Genomic DNA, 19555 nt, shown 5'->3' on the forward strand with positions numbered 1-19555 from the left:
TAGTTATTGCTTAAACAGAAGTACAACGGCTTCCGTTGCAATGCCTTCTTTGCGTCCAGTAAAACCGAGACGTTCTGTCGTCGTCGCTTTTACGTTAATGTTACTAATGTCGGTTTCTAGGTCTTCGGCTATCGCCGCACACATTGCGTCAATGTGTGGTGCCATTTTAGGCGCTTGTGCCATGATGGTTACATCAGCATTGCCAAGACGGTAGCCTTGCTCTTTAACTCGACGGTAAACGTCTTTCAGTAATTCACGACTGTTTGCGCCTTTCCATTTATCATCCGTATCTGGGAAATGACGACCAATATCGCCGGCAGCAATCGCGCCCAGCAGAGCATCCGTTAACGCATGCAACGCTACATCGCCATCTGAGTGAGCAATCAAACCTTGCTCATAAGGGATTGCTACACCACCAATAATGACTGGGCCTTCACCACCGAATTTATGTACATCGAAACCATGACCAATTCGAATCATTTTCTATCCTTTCTTTATTCGCCGCGCTCACGGCTTAGATAAAACTCGGCTAACGCAAGATCTTCTGGCTGAGTGATTTTTATATTGTTCGCATTCCCTTGAACTAAGGCTGGCTTCTCGCCTAACCATTCCAAAGCCGAGGCTTCATCGGTAATGGTTACACCCTGTTCTAATGCGTCAGCCAGTGCTTGAGTAAGCTGCTGAGTTTTAAACATTTGTGGAGTAAGTGCATGCCACAATGCTTCTCTATCTACCGTATGATCGATATCTTGTACTGCGTTTGCTCGCTTCATTGTATCTCTCACAGGAGATGCGAGAATGCCACCCGTTGAGTGGGCGCAGCAAACATCAATCAAACGGTCAATGTCGGATGTTAATACACATGGCCTCGCAGCGTCGTGGACTAATACCCACTCGCTTTCCAGATGCTCATTGACATAGTTTAGCCCTGATAACACAGAGTCTGCTCTTTCTTTACCACCAGCTACACGAATCACATCTGGGTGCTTAGCAATGGACAATTCTGGGTAATATGGGTCGCCGTCAGTAATGGCAACGACAACCTTAGAAATATTTGGGTGGGAAAGCAGTTTCTCTACGGTATGTTCCAGTACCGCTTTACCTTCGATCAATAAATATTGCTTAGGGCGATCTGCCTTCATTCTGCTACCCACACCCGCAGCTGGCACAATTGCGATATGCGATGAGTTCATATCCAACATTTTAATGGTTTTCCTCACCTATAATGCGGTAAAAAGTCTCGCCATCTTTAACTAAACCGAGCTCATGACGCGCACGTTCTTCAATCGCATCAAGACCTTGCCTTAAGTCATCAATCTCAGCGAACATTTCATTGTTGCGAGCTTGTAGCTTGCTGTTCACTTGTTGCTGAACTTCAATTTCATCTTTTACTGTGTAGTAGTCAGACACTCCGTTTTTACCAAACCATAGAGTGTATTGAAGCAAGCCAAACAGTAGCGTAAGGGCTATAACAAAGATTCGCATATCGCTGCTAACATTCTGTACCGGAAGGAATTAGATAAGGTGACATATATAGCATAAATGCGAGGTTGCCTCTAGGGGAGAAAGGGAGACTCACACGCTCCTTACAAGAAATAAGCAGCAAAATGAAACAAGCTCATAGGAAGCGCTCCTTACCCATGACCAAAGTAAGAGCCAAAAATACAAACCTATAAATACAAAAAACCGCCGTAGCGATGGTTTCAAAAAGCTATTTAGCGAAACTTTACTCAATAAGAATTAAGCCTGACCTTTAACTTCTTTGAGACCACTTCCTTGAAACATGGAGGAGCGCGCTCACTTAGAGCTTCCGTCATATAAAAAACGCCCCGCAAGTGCGAGGCGTTTTCAAAAGCTTTAAGTTAAGCGGTTAATTCAATTAAGAATTAAGCTTGACCTTTAACTTCTTTAAGACCGTTGAAAGGAGCGCGCTCACCTAGAGCTTCCTCGATACGGATTAGCTGGTTGTACTTAGCAACACGGTCAGAACGGCTCATAGAACCAGTTTTGATTTGACCTGCAGCTGTACCTACCGCTAGGTCAGCGATAGTTGCATCTTCAGTTTCGCCAGAACGGTGAGAGATTACTGCTGTGTAACCTGCGTCTTTAGCCATCTTGATTGCAGCTAGAGTCTCAGTTAGAGAACCGATTTGGTTGAACTTGATAAGGATAGAGTTAGCTACGCCTTTCTCGATACCTTCAGCAAGGATCTTAGTGTTAGTAACGAATAGATCGTCACCTACTAGTTGAAGCTTGCCACCTAGTAGTTCAGTTTGGTGCTTGAAGCCATCCCAGTCAGACTCGTCTAGACCGTCTTCGATAGAAACGATTGGGAATTGGTTAGCTAGCTCAGCTAGGTAGTGGTTGAACTCTTCAGAAGTGAAAGTTTTACCTTCGCCTTTCATGTTGTAGATGCCAGCTTCTTTGTCGAAGAACTCAGATGCAGCACAGTCCATAGCTAGAGTAACGTCTTTACCTAGTTCATAACCAGCAGCTGCAACAGCTTCTGCGATAACTTCTAGAGCTTCAGCGTTAGATTTAAGGTTAGGAGCGAAACCACCTTCATCACCAACTGCAGTGCTGTAGCCTTTAGACTTAAGAACTTTAGCTAGGTTGTGGAATACTTCTGCACCGATACGTAGACCTTCTTTAAGAGTCTTAGCGCCAACTGGTTGGATCATGAACTCTTGGATGTCAACGTTGTTGTCTGCGTGCTCGCCACCGTTGATGATGTTCATCATTGGTAGAGGCATAGAGAACTGACCTGCAGTGCCGTTTAGCTCAGCGATGTGCTCGTATAGAGGCATGCCTTTCGCAGCAGCAGCAGCTTTAGCGTTTGCTAGAGAAACAGCTAAGATAGCGTTAGCACCGAATTTAGATTTGTTTTCAGTGCCGTCTAGTTCGATCATTACTGCGTCGATTGCAGCTTGGTCTTTAGCGTCTTTGCCAACTAGAGCTTCAGCGATTGGGCCGTTTACAGCTTCAACTGCTTTAAGAACACCTTTACCTAGGAAACGTGCTTTGTCACCGTCACGTAGCTCAAGAGCTTCGCGAGAACCAGTAGATGCGCCAGATGGAGCTGCCGCCATACCTACGAAACCGCCTTCTAGGTGTACTTCAGCTTCTACAGTTGGGTTACCACGTGAGTCGATGATTTCACGACCTAGAACTTTAACGATCTTAGACATTAATGTTTCCTCTCGTTTCAAATATAAATGTCAATCTTAAAGGGCAGCAGCACAACCTTCGCCGCCGCCCGTATCCTTTTACTTCTCGAATTCGCCGCGTGCGTTTTGGCCCGCAGCCTTAACAAAACCTGCAAACAATGGATGTCCATCGCGAGGAGTCGAGGTGAATTCTGGGTGGAACTGAGCCGCTACAAACCATGGGTGAGCTGGGTTCTCAATCATTTCCACTAACTTCTTGTCCGCAGATAGACCTGATACTTTTAGGCCTGCTTTTTCGATTTGCGGACGAAGCACGTTATTCACTTCGTAACGGTGACGGTGACGTTCATGGATCGTCGCGCTACCGTACAGTTCACGAGCTTTAGTCCCTTTCTCTAGGTGACACAGCTGTGAACCAAGACGCATCGTACCGCCTAGGTCAGACTTTTCAGTACGCTCTTCTACGCTACCTGATTCGTCTACCCACTCTGTGATCAAACCTACCACAGGGTACTTAGTCTCTTTGTTAAATTCTGTTGAATGTGCACCTTCCATACCCGCAACGTTACGCGCGTATTCGATTAGTGCAACTTGCATACCCAAACAAATACCTAGGTAAGGCACGTTATTTTCACGTGCATATTGAGCCGCACGGATCTTGCCTTCAATACCACGATCGCCGAAGCCACCTGGTACTAGGATCGCGTCCAAACCTTCTAGAAGTTCAACGCCTTTTGTTTCGATATCTTGTGAGTCTACATACTTAATTGTGACGCTTAGACGGTTTTTCAAGCCAGCGTGTTTAAGCGCTTCGTTCACAGATTTGTATGCATCTGGTAATTCAATGTATTTACCAACCATACCGATGGTTACTTCACCAGTAGGATTTGCTTCTTCGTAGATAACCTGTTCCCATTCAGAAAGGTCTGCTTCAGGAGCAGTAATACCAAAGCGAGCACACACAAGGTCATCTAGCCCTTGAGATTTAATCAACTGAGGGATCTTGTAGATAGAGTCTACATCCTTCATTGAAATTACTGCTTTTTCTGGAACATTACAGAACAGTGCGATTTTTTTACGCTCATTCGCAGGAATAACGCGATCGCTACGGCAAACTAGGATGTCTGGCTGAATACCGATAGATAGAAGTTCTTTTACAGAGTGTTGCGTCGGCTTAGTTTTCACTTCGCCCGCTGCCGCTAGGTAAGGAACAAGTGTTAGGTGCATGAACATTGCGCGCTCACGGCCTAGCTCAACAGCTAGCTGACGAATCGCTTCCATAAATGGTAGTGATTCGATATCACCAACAGTACCGCCAACTTCAACGATAGCCACATCATGGCCTTCAGAACCTGCAATAACGCGATCTTTGATCGCGTTAGTGATATGAGGGATAACTTGAATAGTTGCGCCTAGGTAGTCACCACGACGTTCTTTACGAAGTACGTCGGCATAAACACGACCTGCAGTGAAGTTGTTACGCTTGGTCATCTTGGTACGGATGAAACGCTCGTAGTGACCAAGGTCAAGGTCAGTCTCTGCGCCATCTTCTGTAACGAACACTTCACCGTGCTGAGTAGGGCTCATTGTGCCCGGGTCAACGTTGATGTAAGGGTCAAGCTTCATCATAGTCACTTTAAGACCACGAGCTTCTAGAATAGCCGCAAGAGATGCTGCTGCAATACCTTTACCTAGAGAGGATACAACCCCGCCAGTAACAAAAATGTAATTTGTCGTCATGTTTAACCTGAAATTGGTTGAATGAGGGAAATGGAGTGCTTCTGGACGGGAGATAAATATACCAGAAGCTCCTTACCGCCACAACGTGAAATCTATCACACCGTAATTTTTTATTTTTTGCTTCAAATCAAAGTGAGCAAAGACAAACCAAAGTCCGTTTTCGTGTAACCAAACAAGCTGACCTTATATTATGTATTCTGCCAGTTTACCTCTGCCTCGATTCTTCTTGTTTTACTTCATCCCAAAAATGGTCAAGTTCTGATAAAGAACAATCTGTAAGTACTTTGCCTGACTGCTGGACCTTGCCTTCAACTTGTTTAAAACGTCGCGCAAACTTTACGTTTGCTTTTCCTAGCGCGACTTCTGGGTTTTTATCAAGGTGGCGAGCCAAATTGACAGTCGCAAATAGCAAATCACCGAGCTCCAACTCAACTTTCTCTTCATCGGGCTGAACTTGCAGTGCCTCTTCCATGACTTCGTCAATTTCTTCTCGTACTTTATCGACAACCGGGCCAAGTGAATCCCAATCAAACCCAAATTTTGCACATTTTTTCTGAATTTTTGTAGCACGAGAAAGTGCCGGTAAAGAGTTTGGTATTGAGTCTAGGATACTTTCTTCCGCTTTGCCTACTAGGGCTTTTTCTTTTGCTTTTTCCGCTTCCCAGTTCGCGTTAATTTCCTCGTCAGATTCAAACTCAACATCTGAAAAAACATGCGGGTGGCGACGAGTCAGTTTTTCGTTCACGGTTTCGACGACATCCGAAAAGTCGAACAGCTCTTGCTCTTTCGCTAGCTGACTGTAAAAAATCACCTGAAACAACAAATCCCCTAGCTCTTCTTTTAGATTGAGCCAATCTCGATTTTGAATCGCGTCCACCACCTCGTAGGTTTCTTCTATTGTATGCGGAACGATGGTGTCAAAGGTTTGTTTTAAGTCCCAAGGGCAACCGTTTTCGGGGTCACGCAGCTTCGCCATGATTTGTTCTAACTGTTCAATTGGATGACTCATTTTTTGTTCCTTTAAACCTTTCTATTAAAGAAAAAGGTGAGCAGCCAAAACCACTCACCTTCTACATTATATTTTCTCAGCAGCTTTCACTAAGTAATTGTTACTTTGACAAGGCAACAAGTTTTCGCGACTCCTGAGCATAGCCTACTATGTGATGCCCCTGAGCCGGCACGTCGGAATAAGTGCAGCTAACGCAGATAAAAAGCCAAATATGACGCAAGTGTAACTCTGTAAATAGTTGAAGTTGTAGCTAGGCGACAAACAAACGAGACTCCTGAGCATGGTTCACCATGTGATGGAGCGAGTGCGTGCAGTCAACAACGCTACAACGATAACTATGACGAGAGTTTTAGCCGAGGCGTTTCACCGTCATGACATCCTTGATCTGTTCCACACGTTTCGAAACCCGCGAAAGCACCTCAATATTGGTGACTTCTAGGTCAAAGTCCATGATGGCAAGTTGACGTCTGTAGTCGACTCGGTTCTTCATACTGGTCACTTTGATCTTTTCATTGGCGAACAGTGTCGTAATGTCTTTGAGTAGACCACCTCGCTCCATCGCTTCAACACGCACGGTGAGGATGTATGACCCCACAAAGCCGCTGCCCCAGACTGTATCGATGATGCGCTCTGGCGCATGATGGCGCAGTTCTTCTAGCTGTTCACAGTCACTACGGTGTACTGAAATCCCACGACCTTGCGTTATGTAACCAGAGATATCGTCACCTGGAATTGGCTGACAGCAACGTGCTAGATGTGTCATTAGGTTATCGACGCCTTCTACTACAACTGCGTCTTTTTTCGGTCGGCTTTGCGCGGGTGATTTATGCTCAGCTTCTTGCAGTTTTTCCAGTGCTTGCTGATCTTCTTCCTCTGCCGTTGGCTTGTTAACTAACGCGTTGATATGATTAATTATTTGGTTGATACGCAAATCACCGCTACCTACACCAACATACAATTCATCTGGTGTTTTGACGTTAAACCGCTTGAGGGCGTAATGCTCTGCATCTTTTAACGTTGCGCCAATTTTGGCTAACTCATGCTCAAGGATTTCACGACCTGCTTCAAGGTTCTTCTCACGGCTTTGTTTTCGGAACCAGGCGTTAATTTTGGCACGCGCACGACCAGAATGAACGAAGCCTAATGATGGGTTTAACCAGTCACGTGATGGGTTAGGTTCTTTCTGAGTGATAATCTCGACTTGGTCACCCATATGTAATTTATGCGTGAATGGCACAATACGACCTCCGACTTTGGCACCGATACAACGGTGTCCCACTTCGGAGTGAATGTGATAGGCAAAATCTAGCGGCGTTGCCCCCATTGGCAAATCGACAACATCACCACGTGGTGTAAAGGCATAAACACGGTCATCAAAGACTTGGCTACGCAGCTCATCGAGCATTTCGCCAGAGTCAGACATTTCTTCTTGCCAATCCAGTAGCTTACGCAGCCACGTGATCTTCTCATCATAACCGCTTCGGCTGCTTGCCCCTTCTTTATATTTCCAGTGCGCGGCAACACCCAGCTCCGACTCTTCATGCATTTGCTTGGTACGAATCTGGATCTCGATGGTTTTGCCTTCTGGCCCTAGAATTACGGTGTGGATCGATTGATAACCGTTTGGTTTAGGGTTAGCAACGTAGTCATCAAACTCGCTCGGTAGGTGCTTGTATTTGGTGTGAACTACACCCAAAGCCGCGTAACAGTCTTGCAGTTTGTCTGCGATGATACGTACTGCTCGAACATCAAACAGCTCATCGAATGCCAAACTCTTCTTCTGCATTTTTCGCCAAATGCTGTAGATGTGCTTAGGTCGACCACTCACTTCGGCATTGATGCCCGACACTTCCATTTCGTGCGTGAGGTCTTCAACAAAGTCTTTGATGTACTGTTCACGAACGATGCGTCGCTCAGAAAGCTGCTTGGCAATTTGTTTGTAAGTTTCCGGCTGTTGGTAGCGGAAAGCGTAATCTTCAATTTCCCATTTCAGCTGACCGATGCCTAATCGGTTTGCTAGCGGCGCATAGATGTTGGCACACTCTTTTGCCGCCGCACGTCGAACTTCATCAGGCGCTTTTTTAACTTCAATAAGGTTACAAATTCGCTCCGCAAGCTTGATAACCACGCAGCGGAAGTCATCCACCATGGCAAGCAGCATGCGGCGTACGTTATCTACCTGAGATGACGCTGCACTGCCTTCCATGTTGACGTTGAGTTGGCCAATAGCAGCCATTTCTTCAACGCCGTCGATTAATTTTATGATTTCTTTGCTGTATTTCTCTTCCAGAATTTCTCTGTTAAAAGCACCACTTGAAACCAAAGGAAACAGTTGAGCAGCCACTAAAGTGGCTTGATCCATAGACAAGGTGATCAAAATTTCGATCATTTCTCGTCCACGCCACAACAACAGCTCCGCTTGCTCGTTATCAGCTAATACCGTCTGGCAATCTCGATATACTTCGATTAAGCGTGAGGCTGTGTTTTTCTCTTGTCCTAGGCTAGCCACCCAGTTTTCGAGTTCAAACTGTTCATCTTGGTTTAAATGCGCGCTTCTTACCGCAACCATCTCATCATCCTAATTATTATATTCGTGTGGTTTGACTAACACCGTCCAGGTTAGTTCTTTTTACCGCGCGTACACGCTGGCTTTATGACCACCCACCACAAATAAGGGGTCAAAGTCCTAAAGTTAGGACTTTTCAAACAATGCCATCGATTCTAGATGACTGGTATGAGGGAACATGTCCAGCATACCTAATTTCGTTAATTTATAGCCTTGCTCTATCAAGCTTTGACTATCCCTAGCAAGGGTAGCAGGATTACAAGAAACATAAACTACACGCTGTGCGCCAAGCTCAGAAACTTGATCGATGATCCCACTCGCTCCCGCGCGTGCCGGGTCTAATAATACTTTATCAAACCGCTCTGCGGCCCAGGATTGGCCTTCAAAATCTTGCTCAAGGTTAGCGTGATAAAATTGCGCGTTATTGATTTGGTTCAAAGATGCATTGTTTGTGGCTTTTTCTACCATCTCTGCAACACCCTCTACTCCAACCACGTACTTAGCTAATTTCGCAACTGGTAAACTAAAGTTGCCTAAACCACAGAACAAATCTAACACTCGGTCACTCTTTTGTGGGTCTAACCACTCAACCGCTTGTTTGACCATTTGTTGGTTTACACCTTGGTTTACTTGAATAAAGTTATTTGGTGCAAAAGGGATTTTCACTCCAACTTCTTGATAAAAAGGCATATCGCCTTCGATAAGGTCTAATTGTTCTGTCGATGGCATTAAGTACAACGATGCGCCATGACGTTTTGCCAACTCCGTTAGAGATTGAGTTTCACTCGTTGTCAGAGCGCTCAAGTGGCGCAGCGTAATACACGGCCCATTATCACCAAGTACCAGCTCTACATGACCTAATTGTTCCGGCTTTTTGAACGCTTTTAGGGCTGAGTAAATCTCTGGCAGCAAAACATTCAGTTCCGGTGCCAGCACTGGGCAATCGGTCACTTGCGCAATTTGCTTACTCTGCTTTTTACGGAAACCAAAATGTAGCTGACGTGTTTTTTTATCAACAAACAAGCTCACTCTCGCACGGCGACGGTAGGCCTGCGAATATCCCAATAACGGGGCATCTAGTTCAATGTCACTGCCTGAAAATTTTCGCATTAGCTGACGCAACGTTTGCTGTTTGTACGTCAATTGTTGGTCATAATCTAGATGCTGCAAATCACAGCCACCGCACTCATGATAATGTGGGCAAAATGGCTCCACACGAGCTTCACTCGGCTTAAGGATTTTAATCAACTTACCGCGAGCGTATTTGCTCTTTTCTTCCACCAATTGAGTGACCACCTCCTCACCCGGCAGTGCTCCATCAATAAACAATGGCTTCTTTTTGAGGTAAGCAATGCCTGCGCCGTGGTGATCTAAACGCTCTACTTGCACTGCTTGGTGCCGAGTATTGAGTTGGGTTTTCTTTTTCGGTTGAAAGATGCGTGCCATGCTCTATGCCTGATTTATGTGTAATTGCTCTTCGGCTTCACTATTCTTGATTGCAGCCGTTGTGTGATTCGAGTGACTTGATTATGCTTACCGTTTATTCGGTGACGTCACTTCTTTGCTCAAGGCTTTATCGTGCGCTTGAGAAATAATGCGTTATTTTCCCATATCCAGACTCCGATGTAATTAGATAACATGACCAGATATGGCTTACGAGCACGTGTAATTACACTAACTCTCGCTCCCACTCTCATTATTGGTTTATTACTGAGCGGCTTTTTCTCATTTAACCGCTACCAAGACCTTGAGAAACAAGTTATCACCACTGGTAACAGCATTATTGAGCCGCTGGCGATTGCCAGTGAAACGCATCTACTATCAGAAAGCCGAGAGGCGGTACGTCGCTTGATAAGCTACGCGCACCGCAAAAACTCCAAACTGGTTCGTAGTATCGCGGTATTTGATGAACATCATGAGCTCTTTGTGACCTCTAACTTTCATCCTAATTTTGAAGCCTTGATGTTTCCCAAAGATAAACCGATCCCGCAACTGGGTAATTCGGAAATCTACGAAAACTCACTGATATTGCGTGTCCCCATTTTGTCAGAAGGTCACTACTTAGCGGAGTTGTCGAACGAAAGCCAAGGCACAAAAGCGATTGGTTACATCGCCGTCGAGTTAGATCTCTCCTCCTTGAGGCTGCAACAGTATCAAGAAGTCTTCTCTGCTTTTTTAGTTCTGGTTCTCGGTCTTGGCTTAGCAAGTGTGTTTGCTTCACGTCTAATGCACGATGTGACCCAACCTATCACCCACATGAAGAATGTCGTTGACCGCATTCGCCGTGGTCATCTGGATGTGCGTATCGAAGGCAAAATGCACGGTGAGTTAGACCAGCTAAAAAATGGCATCAACGCCATGGCGGTATCGTTATCAGAATATCACGTGGAGATGCAGCACAGTATAGACCAAGCCACGTCCGACTTACGTGAAACGCTTGAGCAGCTAGAAATTCAGAACGTTGAGTTGGATATCGCGAAGAAACGCGCGCAAGAAGCGGCCAGGGTTAAGTCAGAGTTCTTGGCGAACATGTCGCACGAGCTGCGTACTCCGCTCAATGGGGTGATTGGCTTTACTCGTCAAATGCTTAAAACGCAGCTTTCTAACAGCCAAACGGATTACCTACAGACGATTGAGAAATCGGCGAACAACCTGCTGAATATCATCAATGACATTCTCGACTTCTCGAAACTTGAAGCGGGTAAGCTGGCACTCGAAAACATTCCTTTTGATTTCCGAGAAAGCTTAGAAGAGGTAATTAACCTACAAGCCACAAGTGCACATGAGAAAGGGTTAGAAATCACCCTAAAAGTGGACCCTAAAATTCCACCAGGTTTAGTTGGGGATCCACTACGTATCCAGCAAATTTTGACGAACTTAGTCGGTAACTCAATCAAGTTTACCGAGCGAGGCAACATTGATGTTAGCGTAGAAATGCGCTCTCAATCAGGAGACTCCGTCGAACTGCAATTCATGGTGCGTGATACCGGTATTGGTATCTCTGAGCGTCAGCAAGCGCAGTTGTTCCAAGCCTTTAGCCAAGCAGATGCAAGTATTTCACGTCGTTACGGCGGTACTGGTCTTGGTCTGGTTATCACTCAGAAACTGGTGAGCCAGATGGGCGGCGAAATCAGTTTAACCAGCCGTCTACACCAAGGTTCAACCTTCTGGTTTACGGTGCGCTTGCACTCAACCGAGATGCCAATGAGCGAACTGATTGAAGTGGAACTTCTGACTGGGAAGCAGTTACTGCTGATTGAACCAAACATGCAAGCCGCGTCCGTAACCCAACAGATTCTAAGTCAGGAGGGTATTTTAGTAACCTACCGCTCTTCGCTACCAAACAACGAAGAACAATATGATTATGTACTGTTGAATTTAGCGGCCAACCAGACTCACGATGCGGAAGTTATTACACCTTGGATAGAACAAGCGAAACGCATGGCTCCGAGTGTTCTCCTAGGGACACCGAGTACCGAATTGGCGCTTGCGGACCAAATAATGACAGAGCATCACGTCCAGTGCCTGACGAAACCATTGTCTCGCCGTAAGTTGCTACAAAGCCTGATTAGCGAACATGTAGAATCGCCACCGGTATTAAGCGCTCCAATTACGCCAAGCGAAGGGGACCGTTTACCTCTCACTGTACTAGCAGTGGATGACAACCCTGCAAACTTGAAGCTGATCTCTGCACTGCTCCGCGAACGAGTAGAAACCGTCACCGCCTGTAGCAATGGCCAGCAAGCGGTGAACCTGGCGACAGAGAAAAAGTACGATTTAATCTTCATGGATATTCAAATGCCACAAATGGATGGGGTGACCGCTTGTAAGCACATTAAAGAGTTGGAGCTAAATAAAGACACGCCAGTGATTGCGGTAACGGCACATGCCATGGCAGGGGAACGAGACCGCTTGCTCTCGGCAGGAATGGATGACTACTTGACCAAACCTATTGAAGAGCATGTGCTACAACAGGTTTTGGTTCACTGGAACCCAAATGCTTGTACAGAGAGCATTGGCAAAGTCGCCCCTTCATACGTTGATGAACCTGAAGGAAGCGCACCACAATCCGTTTCTTCGCCTCAGCAGGATGTGATTATTGATTGGCAAGCAGCCTTGAAACAGAGCGCGAATAAAGAGGATCTCGCTAAAGACATGCTACGCATGTTGATTGAGTTCATCCCTGAAGTAGAAGCAGTCGTTGACCAAGCTCTGGAGCAAGAAGATATCTCTCGTGATGACCTAATTCATGTCATCCATAAGCTGCACGGCAGTAGTTCATATTGTGGCGTTCCAAGGCTGAAATCACTCTGTGCGACGCTTGAGCAAGCACTGCGCTCAGGGATCAGTCTTGAGGAGGTTGAGCCTGAAATGTTCGAGCTGCAAGATGAAATGATTAAAGTAACAACAACCGCAAAGTTATACCTTGAACAGTGATCTATTGAAGAGAAACAAAAGCCAGAGCAAATGCTCTGGCTTTTTAGTATTTTGTTTAAGACTTACAAGCTAGGATTCAAAAATGACCGTCGCCACAGCGTAATGACGCTCATCGGAAATGGACAGGTGAATGTGGTTAACACCCATCGCATCCGCTATTTGCTTGGCTGTGCCCGTCAATGCGAGTACTGGTTTTCCAAGCTCATCGTTCGAGATGGAAAAGTCGTGAAACGTGACCCCTTTTGCGATCCCTGTCCCCAATGCTTTTGAGGCAGCTTCTTTAACAGCAAAGCGCTTAGCAAGATAACGACCTTGCAGCTTAAGCTGTGAGAATTTGGCCATTTCTTCTTCTGAAAGAATCCGCTGAGCAAAAGGTTCACCACTACGAGCTAACGCTTTTTCAATACGCTCAATTTCTGCAATGTCGGTCCCTAACCCTATAATCGCCATCTAGATAGCCCTATGACTGGCGAGCCTCAATCATCAATGCTTTCATGTCAGCAACCGCTTTATTTAAACCATCAAATACCGCGCGACCAATGATTGAGTGACCAATGTTGAGTTCGTAAATTTCTGGTAATGCAGCAATTGGTGCGACATTGTGATAAGTCAGGCCATGCCCGGCATTAACAATAATACCTAGATCATGTGCATAACTAGCACCAGCGGCAATCTTCTTCAGTTCAGCTTGTTGCTCGTCTTCTGTCGTCGCATCTGCATAATGGCCAGTATGTAGCTCAATAAACGGAGCGCCACACTTTTTCGCAGCTTCAATCTGTTGACGGTCAGCATCAATAAAGAGCGAAACTTTGATGCCTGCATCTGTCAGCTTTTTCGTCGCAGCTTTAATTTTTTCAAGCTGCCCTACTACATCTAAGCCACCTTCCGTCGTCAGTTCTTCACGCTTTTCAGGCACTAAACACACAAACTCTGGTTTAGTTTGCAGCGCAATCTCAACCATTTCGTCCGTCACTGCCATCTCTAGATTCATACGCGTTTGAATGGTTTCACGCAGAATACGTACATCACGATCCAAAATATGGCGACGGTCTTCACGTAAGTGGATAGTGATACCGTCCGCGCCTGCACGCTCAGCAATTTCAGCAGCGTGAACAGGATCTGGGTATTTTGTACCACGTGCATTACGTAGAGTGGCAATATGGTCGATATTGACGCCTAAATAAATTGAGCTCATTTTCCGTTACTCCGTGCTCTGGGGGTCTGAATGAAAAATTCACGACTTTTTAAAGGTTTGCCGCCAAGATACGGCTTTAAGGCTATACGTGTAAAGCGTTTTGCCGCTTTTAGCTGCTCTTTAGTGACGAACCGCCGCTCACTGATAGCAATCAGTTCATTCCCTAAAAACGTGAGGTTATCGCGCCTAACCGAAGCAATAAACCCTTTCTGTTCCCGGTAACGATAGGTCATTTCTGGGTCGACGGGCTCGCCGGTACCTGCACAATGCAAAAAATCCACGCCATACCCCATAGCAGACAGCAAGGCTAACTCAAAACGACGCAGTGCAGGCTCAGGGTTCTCGTTGTGCGCCAACTCGGTTAACGCATGCAAATAATCATGAAATAGTGCTGGCATCGGCACTTCAGCCATCAAAATACGGCCAATCAGTTCATTGACGTACATGGCTGAGTAGAGATTAATGCCCGTTAACGGCAAACCTAGACTTATCGGCTCGGCTTGACGCAAAGTTTTCATCGAGCCTTTCCCCGACCATTTAAGTAATAGCGGGGTAAAAGGTTGCAATGCGCCTTTTAAGTTCGAACGCTTACTGCGCGCGCCTTTGGCCATTAAAGTCATTCGGCCATATTCCTCACTAAATACATCAAGGATTAAGCTCGATTCACTGTAAGGGCGTCGGTGCAATACAAAACAGCGCTGTAAACCTTCGGAAGACAGATTACTCATCTAAGTCATTGTGCCTAAAAAGTGTGAAATAAAAAATAAGGAGCCGAGCGGCTCCTTATTTTAATCGATACTGATTTTTCATCGATGTTGGAGCGAAGCACCTTCGCAGCCAAGATTATAAATCGTCTATATAACCCAACGAACGCAACGCTCGTTCGTCGTCTGCCCAGCCAGATTTCACTTTTACCCAGGTTTCTAGGTAAACTTTACGACCGAACAATTCTTCCATATCCAAACGCGCTTCGCGACCAATGGTTTTAATCTTCTCGCCGCCTTTGCCAATCACCATTTTCTTCTGACCATTACGCTCAACAAGAATCAAGGCATTGATGTGGAAACCGTCGGTTTCGGGGTTGTAATCAAAACGTTCAATTTCAACCGTTACTGAGTATGGCAGCTCTTCACCAGTAAAGCGCATCAGCTTTTCACGCACAATCTCAGACGCCATAAAACGCTGAGAACGGTCAGTCACGTATTCTTCTGGGAAGTGATGCGTTGCTTTAGGTAAGTGATTACGCACGTGCTTACGCAGTACGTCAATGTTCTTACCTTGCTTGGCAGAGATTGGCACAACATCCACGAAGTCCATCTTCTTCGACATCTCCGCCATGTGTAGCATCACGTCGTTACGATCTTGTACGTTGTCGACTTTGTTTACACAAAGCACAACTGGGAAGTTCGATTTTTGAAGTTTGGTCAGCACCATCTCATCGTCTTTAGTCCAATGCGTACCATCGACTAAGAAGAACACAAGGTTTACATCACTCAATGACGAGTTAGCTGCACGGTTCATCAAACGGTTGATCGCACGCTTTTCTTCAATGTGAAGTCCAGGCGTGTCGACGTAAATCGCTTGGTAATCGCCGTCCGTATCCACACCCATAATACGGTGGCGTGTCGTTTGCGGCTTACGAGAGGTGATCGAAATCTTCTGACCCAAAATCTTGTTCAAAAGTGTCGACTTACCTACGTTTGGACGACCAACAATAGCAATAAAGCCACAGTGTTGGTTTTCTGGCGAGCTTGGCTCACCTTGTGATGCGAAAAACGCATCGATATCGAATTCGTTATCAGCCATTTGTTAATTGCTCAAGTGCTGTTTCAGCAGCCGCTTGTTCTGCCTTGCGGCGGCTGGTGCCTTTACCGATTACAGGCTTATCCACACCTGCTACTTCGCACTCAACCGTGAACTCTTGGTTGTGCGCTTCACCTTTAATATTAGTCACTGTGTAGACAGGCAGCGGTTTTCTTCTGCCTTGTAGGAACTCTTGTAGGCGAGTTTTCGGATCTTTCTGTGAAACGCCTGGTTTAATGGCTTCAAGGCGTGACTGATACCAACTCAGTACAATGCCTCGCACAACTTCAAGATCACTGTCTAGGTAAATTGCGCCAATAATGGCTTCAACCGCATCGGCTAAAATAGAGTCTCGGCGAAAACCGCCACTCTTCAATTCACCTGGACCTAATTTTAAATAATCTCCTAGATCGAATTCACGACCCAGTTCCGCCAATGTATGTCCGCGAACCAAAGTAGCACGCATGCGGCTCATGTCACCTTCGTTCACTTTTGGGAAACGATGGTACAGATCATCAGCGATGACAAAACTTAAAATTGAATCGCCCAGAAACTCAAGACGTTCATTGTGCTTACTGTTGGCGCTGCGGTGCGTCAGCGCCAAATTGATAAGCCCGGCATCTTGAAACTGGTAGCCGAGCTTTCTCTCTAGTTTATCAATTGGAGAATTCATACTCTCTCGATATTTGAATGGTTAGTGAATGCCACCGATGCGGTTAAAACGCACACCAGTTGGAATCCATGAAGGTAGAACACTATCTGCGCCACGATCAAACTCGAAGCTGATCCAGATCGCGACAGCTTTACCGACTAAGTTTGCTTCTGGAACAAAGCCCCAGTAACGGCTGTCAGCACTGTTGTCACGGTTATCACCCATCACAAAATACTGACCTTGTGGTACAACCCACTCTGTCGTGCCGCTGCGTGGGAAATATTGCTCCACGCGGTTACGCACAAGAGGGTTAACCAAAATATTGTGCTCAACGTTACCCAATTTCTCATCCAGTTGGATCATTGGAATACCGTTCGAGCTAAACTGACTTTCTTCAACATTGCTCAGTTTAACTGGCTTACATGCCGATTCGCCTTGGCTTTGCACGCAAAGCTGCTTATCACTTGAATAACGCACGATATCACCAGGTAAACCAACTACACGCTTAATGTAGTCCACACTTGGTTGTGGTGGGTATTTGAAGACCACGATATCACCACGCTCAGGCTTACCAGTTTCCACTAGCTGAGTACGCCATACTGGGTCTTTTAGACCGTACGCGTACTTCTCAACTAAAATGAAATCGCCAACCAGCAAGGTAGGCATCATTGAGCCTGATGGGATTTGAAATGGTTCGTAGATAAAAGAACGTAATACTAAAACGAACGCGATCACAGGGAAAATAGAGACGCTATTTTCAACCCACCAAGGCTGACGCTCAACTTTTTGCAAGGTCACTGCATCCAAACCATTAGACGTCTGAGCTTGAATCTCAGCCAGTTTTTCCTGACGCTTTTTCGCGAAAACCAGCTTTTCCAATAGCCAAACCACGCCAGTTACCAAAGTCGCAATAACCAACATCAGTGAGAATGTATTCGCCATTAAATTCCCTTATCTAAAAATACGAAAGTGAAAGAGCCGAAACCCTTTCACTTATTTTAATATCTAACGTCTTAAGACCGACAAGTGTGAGACAAAGTTCAACTTTAGTCTTTACCTACGTGAAGGATGGCTAGGAACGCTTCTTGAGGCAGCTCAACGTTACCGATCTGCTTCATGCGTTTCTTACCTTCTTTCTGTTTCTTCAGAAGTTTCTTCTTACGACTTACGTCACCGCCGTAACATTTCGCAATAACGTTCTTACGCAACTGTTTTACCGTTGAACGAGCGATAATGTGGTTACCAATTGCCGCTTGGATTGCGATATCAAACATTTGGCGAGGGATGAATTCTTTCATCTTCTCTACCAACTGACGACCGCGAGTCTGAGACTGATCTTTGTGTGTGATCATCGCCAATGCATCAACAGTGTCACCGTTAAGAAGAACGTCTACACGTACCATGTTCGAAGCTTCAAAACGCTGGAAGTTGTAATCCAAAGATGCGTAACCGCGTGATGTTGATTTCAGACGATCGAAGAAATCCAGTACCACTTCAGCCATTGGAATATCGTAAGTCACAGCGACTTGGTTACCGTGGTAAACCATATCAACTTGACTGCCTCGCTTTTCAACACACAGAGTGATTACGTTACCTAGGTACTCTGAAGGCACAAGGATATTACAACGTGCAATCGGTTCACGAATTTCTTCAATGTCATTGATCGCTGGTAGTTTTGCTGGGCTATCAACATACAGCAGATCGCCATCTGTCTTCTCAACTTCGTAAACTACCGTTGGTGCTGTGGTAATAAGATCCAAGTCGTATTCACGCTCTAGACGCTCTTGGATGATTTCCATGTGCAACATGCCAAGGAAACCACAACGGAAACCAAAGCCAAGTGCCGCAGAGTTTTCTGGCTCGTAGAATAGCGATGCGTCGTTAAGGCTTAGTTTGCCTAGTGCGTCACGGAAGTTTTCGTAATCGTCGGAAGATACAGGGAACAGACCTGCGTAAACCTGAGGTTTAACTTTCTTAAAGCCAGGTAGCGGTTTATCACAACCATTCTTCGCTAGAGTCAGCGTATCACCAACAGGGGCACCAAGAATGTCTTTGATACCACAAACAACCCAACCTACTTCACCAGTACGAAGGGTATCGGTATCTACTTGTTTTGGCGTAAAGATACCAAGGCGGTCTACACCCCAAACTTGGCCCGTACTCATCACTTTGATCTTATCGTTCTTCTTCAGTTCGCCGTTTTTAATACGCACTAGAGAAACAACGCCAAGGTAGTTATCAAACCATGAGTCTATGATCAGCGCTTGTAGTGGCGCATCTGGATCACCTTCCGGTGCTGGAATCGCTGACACAATGTTCTCTAGAACGTCATCAACACCAATGCCTGTCTTCGCAGAACAGCGGGTTGCTTCCATTGCATCGATACCAACGATTTCTTCAATTTCTTCCGCTACACGCTCAGGATCGGCTGCTGGTAGGTCAATCTTGTTCAAGATTGGCACAACCTCTAGATCCATTTCGATCGCGGTGTAACAGTTAGCCAGTGTTTGAGCTTCAACACCTTGACCCGCATCCACAACCAATAGCGCACCTTCACAAGCCGCTAGAGAGCGTGATACTTCATATGCAAAGTCAACGTGCCCCGGAGTATCGATGAAGTTCAGCTGATACGTCTCACCGTCTTTAGCGGTGTAGTTTAGCGTCACACTCTGAGATTTGATGGTGATGCCACGCTCACGTTCAAGATCCATAGAATCCAGAACCTGTGCGGCCATTTCACGATCGGTTAACCCGCCACAAACTTGGATTAGACGGTCTGATAGGGTCGACTTACCATGGTCGATGTGGGCGATAATCGAAAAGTTACGAATGTGCTTCATAGATTTAGGGTGACTAACTCTTTACAAATAGGGACAGTAAGAAACGCCATCTACTGACGGCATTTCAATCAAGTTGGCAGATTCTACCGAATTTCGTTAACGGGCGCACGTAATTTAAAGTACATACCCAAATAACCTTTAGTGGA

At 45.8% G+C, this 19555-nt stretch carries 16 protein-coding genes; 1 reads left to right on the forward strand and 15 read right to left on the reverse strand.

Features of this window, described 5'->3' with window-relative positions:
* Window positions 1–3: 3 nt before the first annotated feature.
* The 8 genes from ispF to rlmD form a co-directional block, all read right to left on the reverse strand.
* The gene (gene ispF, locus IJ23_RS22875) at window positions 4–480 is read right to left on the reverse strand and encodes a 2-C-methyl-D-erythritol 2,4-cyclodiphosphate synthase (RefSeq protein WP_005380896.1); all 477 of its coding nucleotides are present in this window, start codon (window positions 478–480) and stop codon (window positions 4–6) included.
* Window positions 481–494: 14 nt separating this feature from the next.
* Window positions 495–1202 carry a 2-C-methyl-D-erythritol 4-phosphate cytidylyltransferase gene (ispD, locus tag IJ23_RS22880; protein ID WP_017821625.1) on the reverse strand — a complete coding sequence of 236 codons (708 nt, stop codon included), beginning with the start codon at window positions 1200–1202 and terminating at the stop codon, window positions 495–497.
* A gap of 1 nt (window position 1203) precedes the next feature.
* Window positions 1204–1485 (reverse strand): cell division protein FtsB, encoded by a 282-nt coding sequence (gene ftsB / locus IJ23_RS22885; RefSeq protein WP_005380907.1) that lies wholly within the window; start codon window positions 1483–1485, stop codon window positions 1204–1206.
* A gap of 401 nt (window positions 1486–1886) precedes the next feature.
* On the reverse strand, window positions 1887–3188 hold the full coding sequence (eno, locus tag IJ23_RS22890) for a phosphopyruvate hydratase (protein WP_033907438.1): 1302 nt from the start codon (window positions 3186–3188) through the stop codon (window positions 1887–1889).
* Between the two features lie 78 nt (window positions 3189–3266).
* Window positions 3267–4907 carry a CTP synthase gene (locus tag IJ23_RS23760; RefSeq protein ID WP_021034029.1) on the reverse strand — a complete coding sequence of 547 codons (1641 nt, stop codon included), beginning with the start codon at window positions 4905–4907 and terminating at the stop codon, window positions 3267–3269.
* Between the two features lie 205 nt (window positions 4908–5112).
* Entirely contained in the window at window positions 5113–5916 is an 804-nt protein-coding gene (gene mazG, locus IJ23_RS22905; RefSeq protein ID WP_033907439.1) for a nucleoside triphosphate pyrophosphohydrolase, read from the reverse strand.
* 349 nt (window positions 5917–6265) lie between these two features.
* Window positions 6266–8485: a GTP diphosphokinase gene (gene relA / locus IJ23_RS22910; RefSeq protein WP_005380915.1), complete on the reverse strand. Its 2220-nt coding sequence runs from the start codon at window positions 8483–8485 to the stop codon at window positions 6266–6268.
* Between the two features lie 123 nt (window positions 8486–8608).
* A complete protein-coding gene (rlmD, locus tag IJ23_RS22915; protein WP_033907440.1) occupies window positions 8609–9928 on the reverse strand; it encodes a 23S rRNA (uracil(1939)-C(5))-methyltransferase RlmD in 1320 nt (439 codons plus the stop codon).
* 192 nt (window positions 9929–10120) lie between these two features.
* Here rlmD and barA point away from each other — a divergent pair, with 192 nt between their 5' ends.
* Complete coding sequence (gene barA / locus IJ23_RS22920; protein ID WP_033907441.1) at window positions 10121–12919, forward strand: two-component sensor histidine kinase BarA; 2799 nt, start codon at window positions 10121–10123, stop codon at window positions 12917–12919.
* A gap of 69 nt (window positions 12920–12988) precedes the next feature.
* Here barA and acpS read toward each other — a convergent pair whose 3' ends face one another.
* From acpS to lepA, 7 genes are all read right to left on the reverse strand, one after another.
* The gene (acpS, locus tag IJ23_RS22925) at window positions 12989–13369 is read right to left on the reverse strand and encodes a holo-ACP synthase (protein ID WP_005380927.1); all 381 of its coding nucleotides are present in this window, start codon (window positions 13367–13369) and stop codon (window positions 12989–12991) included.
* Between the two features lie 10 nt (window positions 13370–13379).
* Entirely contained in the window at window positions 13380–14114 is a 735-nt protein-coding gene (gene pdxJ, locus IJ23_RS22930; RefSeq protein ID WP_005384579.1) for a pyridoxine 5'-phosphate synthase, read from the reverse strand.
* A complete protein-coding gene (gene recO, locus IJ23_RS22935) occupies window positions 14111–14842 on the reverse strand; it encodes a DNA repair protein RecO (RefSeq protein ID WP_005384578.1) in 732 nt (243 codons plus the stop codon). Before recO ends, pdxJ begins: the two co-directional genes overlap by 4 nt.
* 115 nt (window positions 14843–14957) lie before the next feature.
* A complete protein-coding gene (gene era / locus IJ23_RS22940; RefSeq protein WP_005380931.1) occupies window positions 14958–15920 on the reverse strand; it encodes a GTPase Era in 963 nt (320 codons plus the stop codon).
* On the reverse strand, window positions 15913–16590 hold the full coding sequence (gene rnc / locus IJ23_RS22945) for a ribonuclease III (protein WP_005380932.1): 678 nt from the start codon (window positions 16588–16590) through the stop codon (window positions 15913–15915). Before rnc ends, era begins: the two co-directional genes overlap by 8 nt.
* Window positions 16591–16611: 21 nt before the next feature.
* Window positions 16612–17511: a signal peptidase I gene (gene lepB, locus IJ23_RS22950; RefSeq protein WP_005380933.1), complete on the reverse strand. Its 900-nt coding sequence runs from the start codon at window positions 17509–17511 to the stop codon at window positions 16612–16614.
* A gap of 104 nt (window positions 17512–17615) precedes the next feature.
* Window positions 17616–19409 (reverse strand): translation elongation factor 4, encoded by a 1794-nt coding sequence (gene lepA / locus IJ23_RS22955; RefSeq protein ID WP_005380934.1) that lies wholly within the window; start codon window positions 19407–19409, stop codon window positions 17616–17618.
* Window positions 19410–19555: the final 146 nt, after the last annotated feature.

It is taken from the genome of Vibrio sp. OY15 (genome assembly GCF_000742455.1).
In the GTDB taxonomy this organism is placed as follows: domain Bacteria; phylum Pseudomonadota; class Gammaproteobacteria; order Enterobacterales; family Vibrionaceae; genus Vibrio; species Vibrio alginolyticus.

Coding starts and splice junctions, on each gene's coding strand:
- ispF (WP_005380896.1), bottom strand. CDS start 480: ATGATTCGAATTGGTCATGGTTTCGATGTACATAAATTCGGTGGTGAA.
- ispD (WP_017821625.1), bottom strand. CDS start 1,202: ATGTTGGATATGAACTCATCGCATATCGCAATTGTGCCAGCTGCGGGT.
- ftsB (WP_005380907.1), bottom strand. CDS start 1,485: ATGCGAATCTTTGTTATAGCCCTTACGCTACTGTTTGGCTTGCTTCAA.
- eno (WP_033907438.1), bottom strand. CDS start 3,188: ATGTCTAAGATCGTTAAAGTTCTAGGTCGTGAAATCATCGACTCACGT.
- IJ23_RS23760 (WP_021034029.1), bottom strand. CDS start 4,907: ATGACGACAAATTACATTTTTGTTACTGGCGGGGTTGTATCCTCTCTA.
- mazG (WP_033907439.1), bottom strand. CDS start 5,916: ATGAGTCATCCAATTGAACAGTTAGAACAAATCATGGCGAAGCTGCGT.
- relA (WP_005380915.1), bottom strand. CDS start 8,485: ATGGTTGCGGTAAGAAGCGCGCATTTAAACCAAGATGAACAGTTTGAA.
- rlmD (WP_033907440.1), bottom strand. CDS start 9,928: ATGGCACGCATCTTTCAACCGAAAAAGAAAACCCAACTCAATACTCGG.
- barA (WP_033907441.1), top strand. CDS start 10,121: ATGACCAGATATGGCTTACGAGCACGTGTAATTACACTAACTCTCGCT.
- acpS (WP_005380927.1), bottom strand. CDS start 13,369: ATGGCGATTATAGGGTTAGGGACCGACATTGCAGAAATTGAGCGTATT.
- pdxJ (WP_005384579.1), bottom strand. CDS start 14,114: ATGAGCTCAATTTATTTAGGCGTCAATATCGACCATATTGCCACTCTA.
- recO (WP_005384578.1), bottom strand. CDS start 14,842: ATGAGTAATCTGTCTTCCGAAGGTTTACAGCGCTGTTTTGTATTGCAC.
- era (WP_005380931.1), bottom strand. CDS start 15,920: ATGGCTGATAACGAATTCGATATCGATGCGTTTTTCGCATCACAAGGT.
- rnc (WP_005380932.1), bottom strand. CDS start 16,590: ATGAATTCTCCAATTGATAAACTAGAGAGAAAGCTCGGCTACCAGTTT.
- lepB (WP_005380933.1), bottom strand. CDS start 17,511: ATGGCGAATACATTCTCACTGATGTTGGTTATTGCGACTTTGGTAACT.
- lepA (WP_005380934.1), bottom strand. CDS start 19,409: ATGAAGCACATTCGTAACTTTTCGATTATCGCCCACATCGACCATGGT.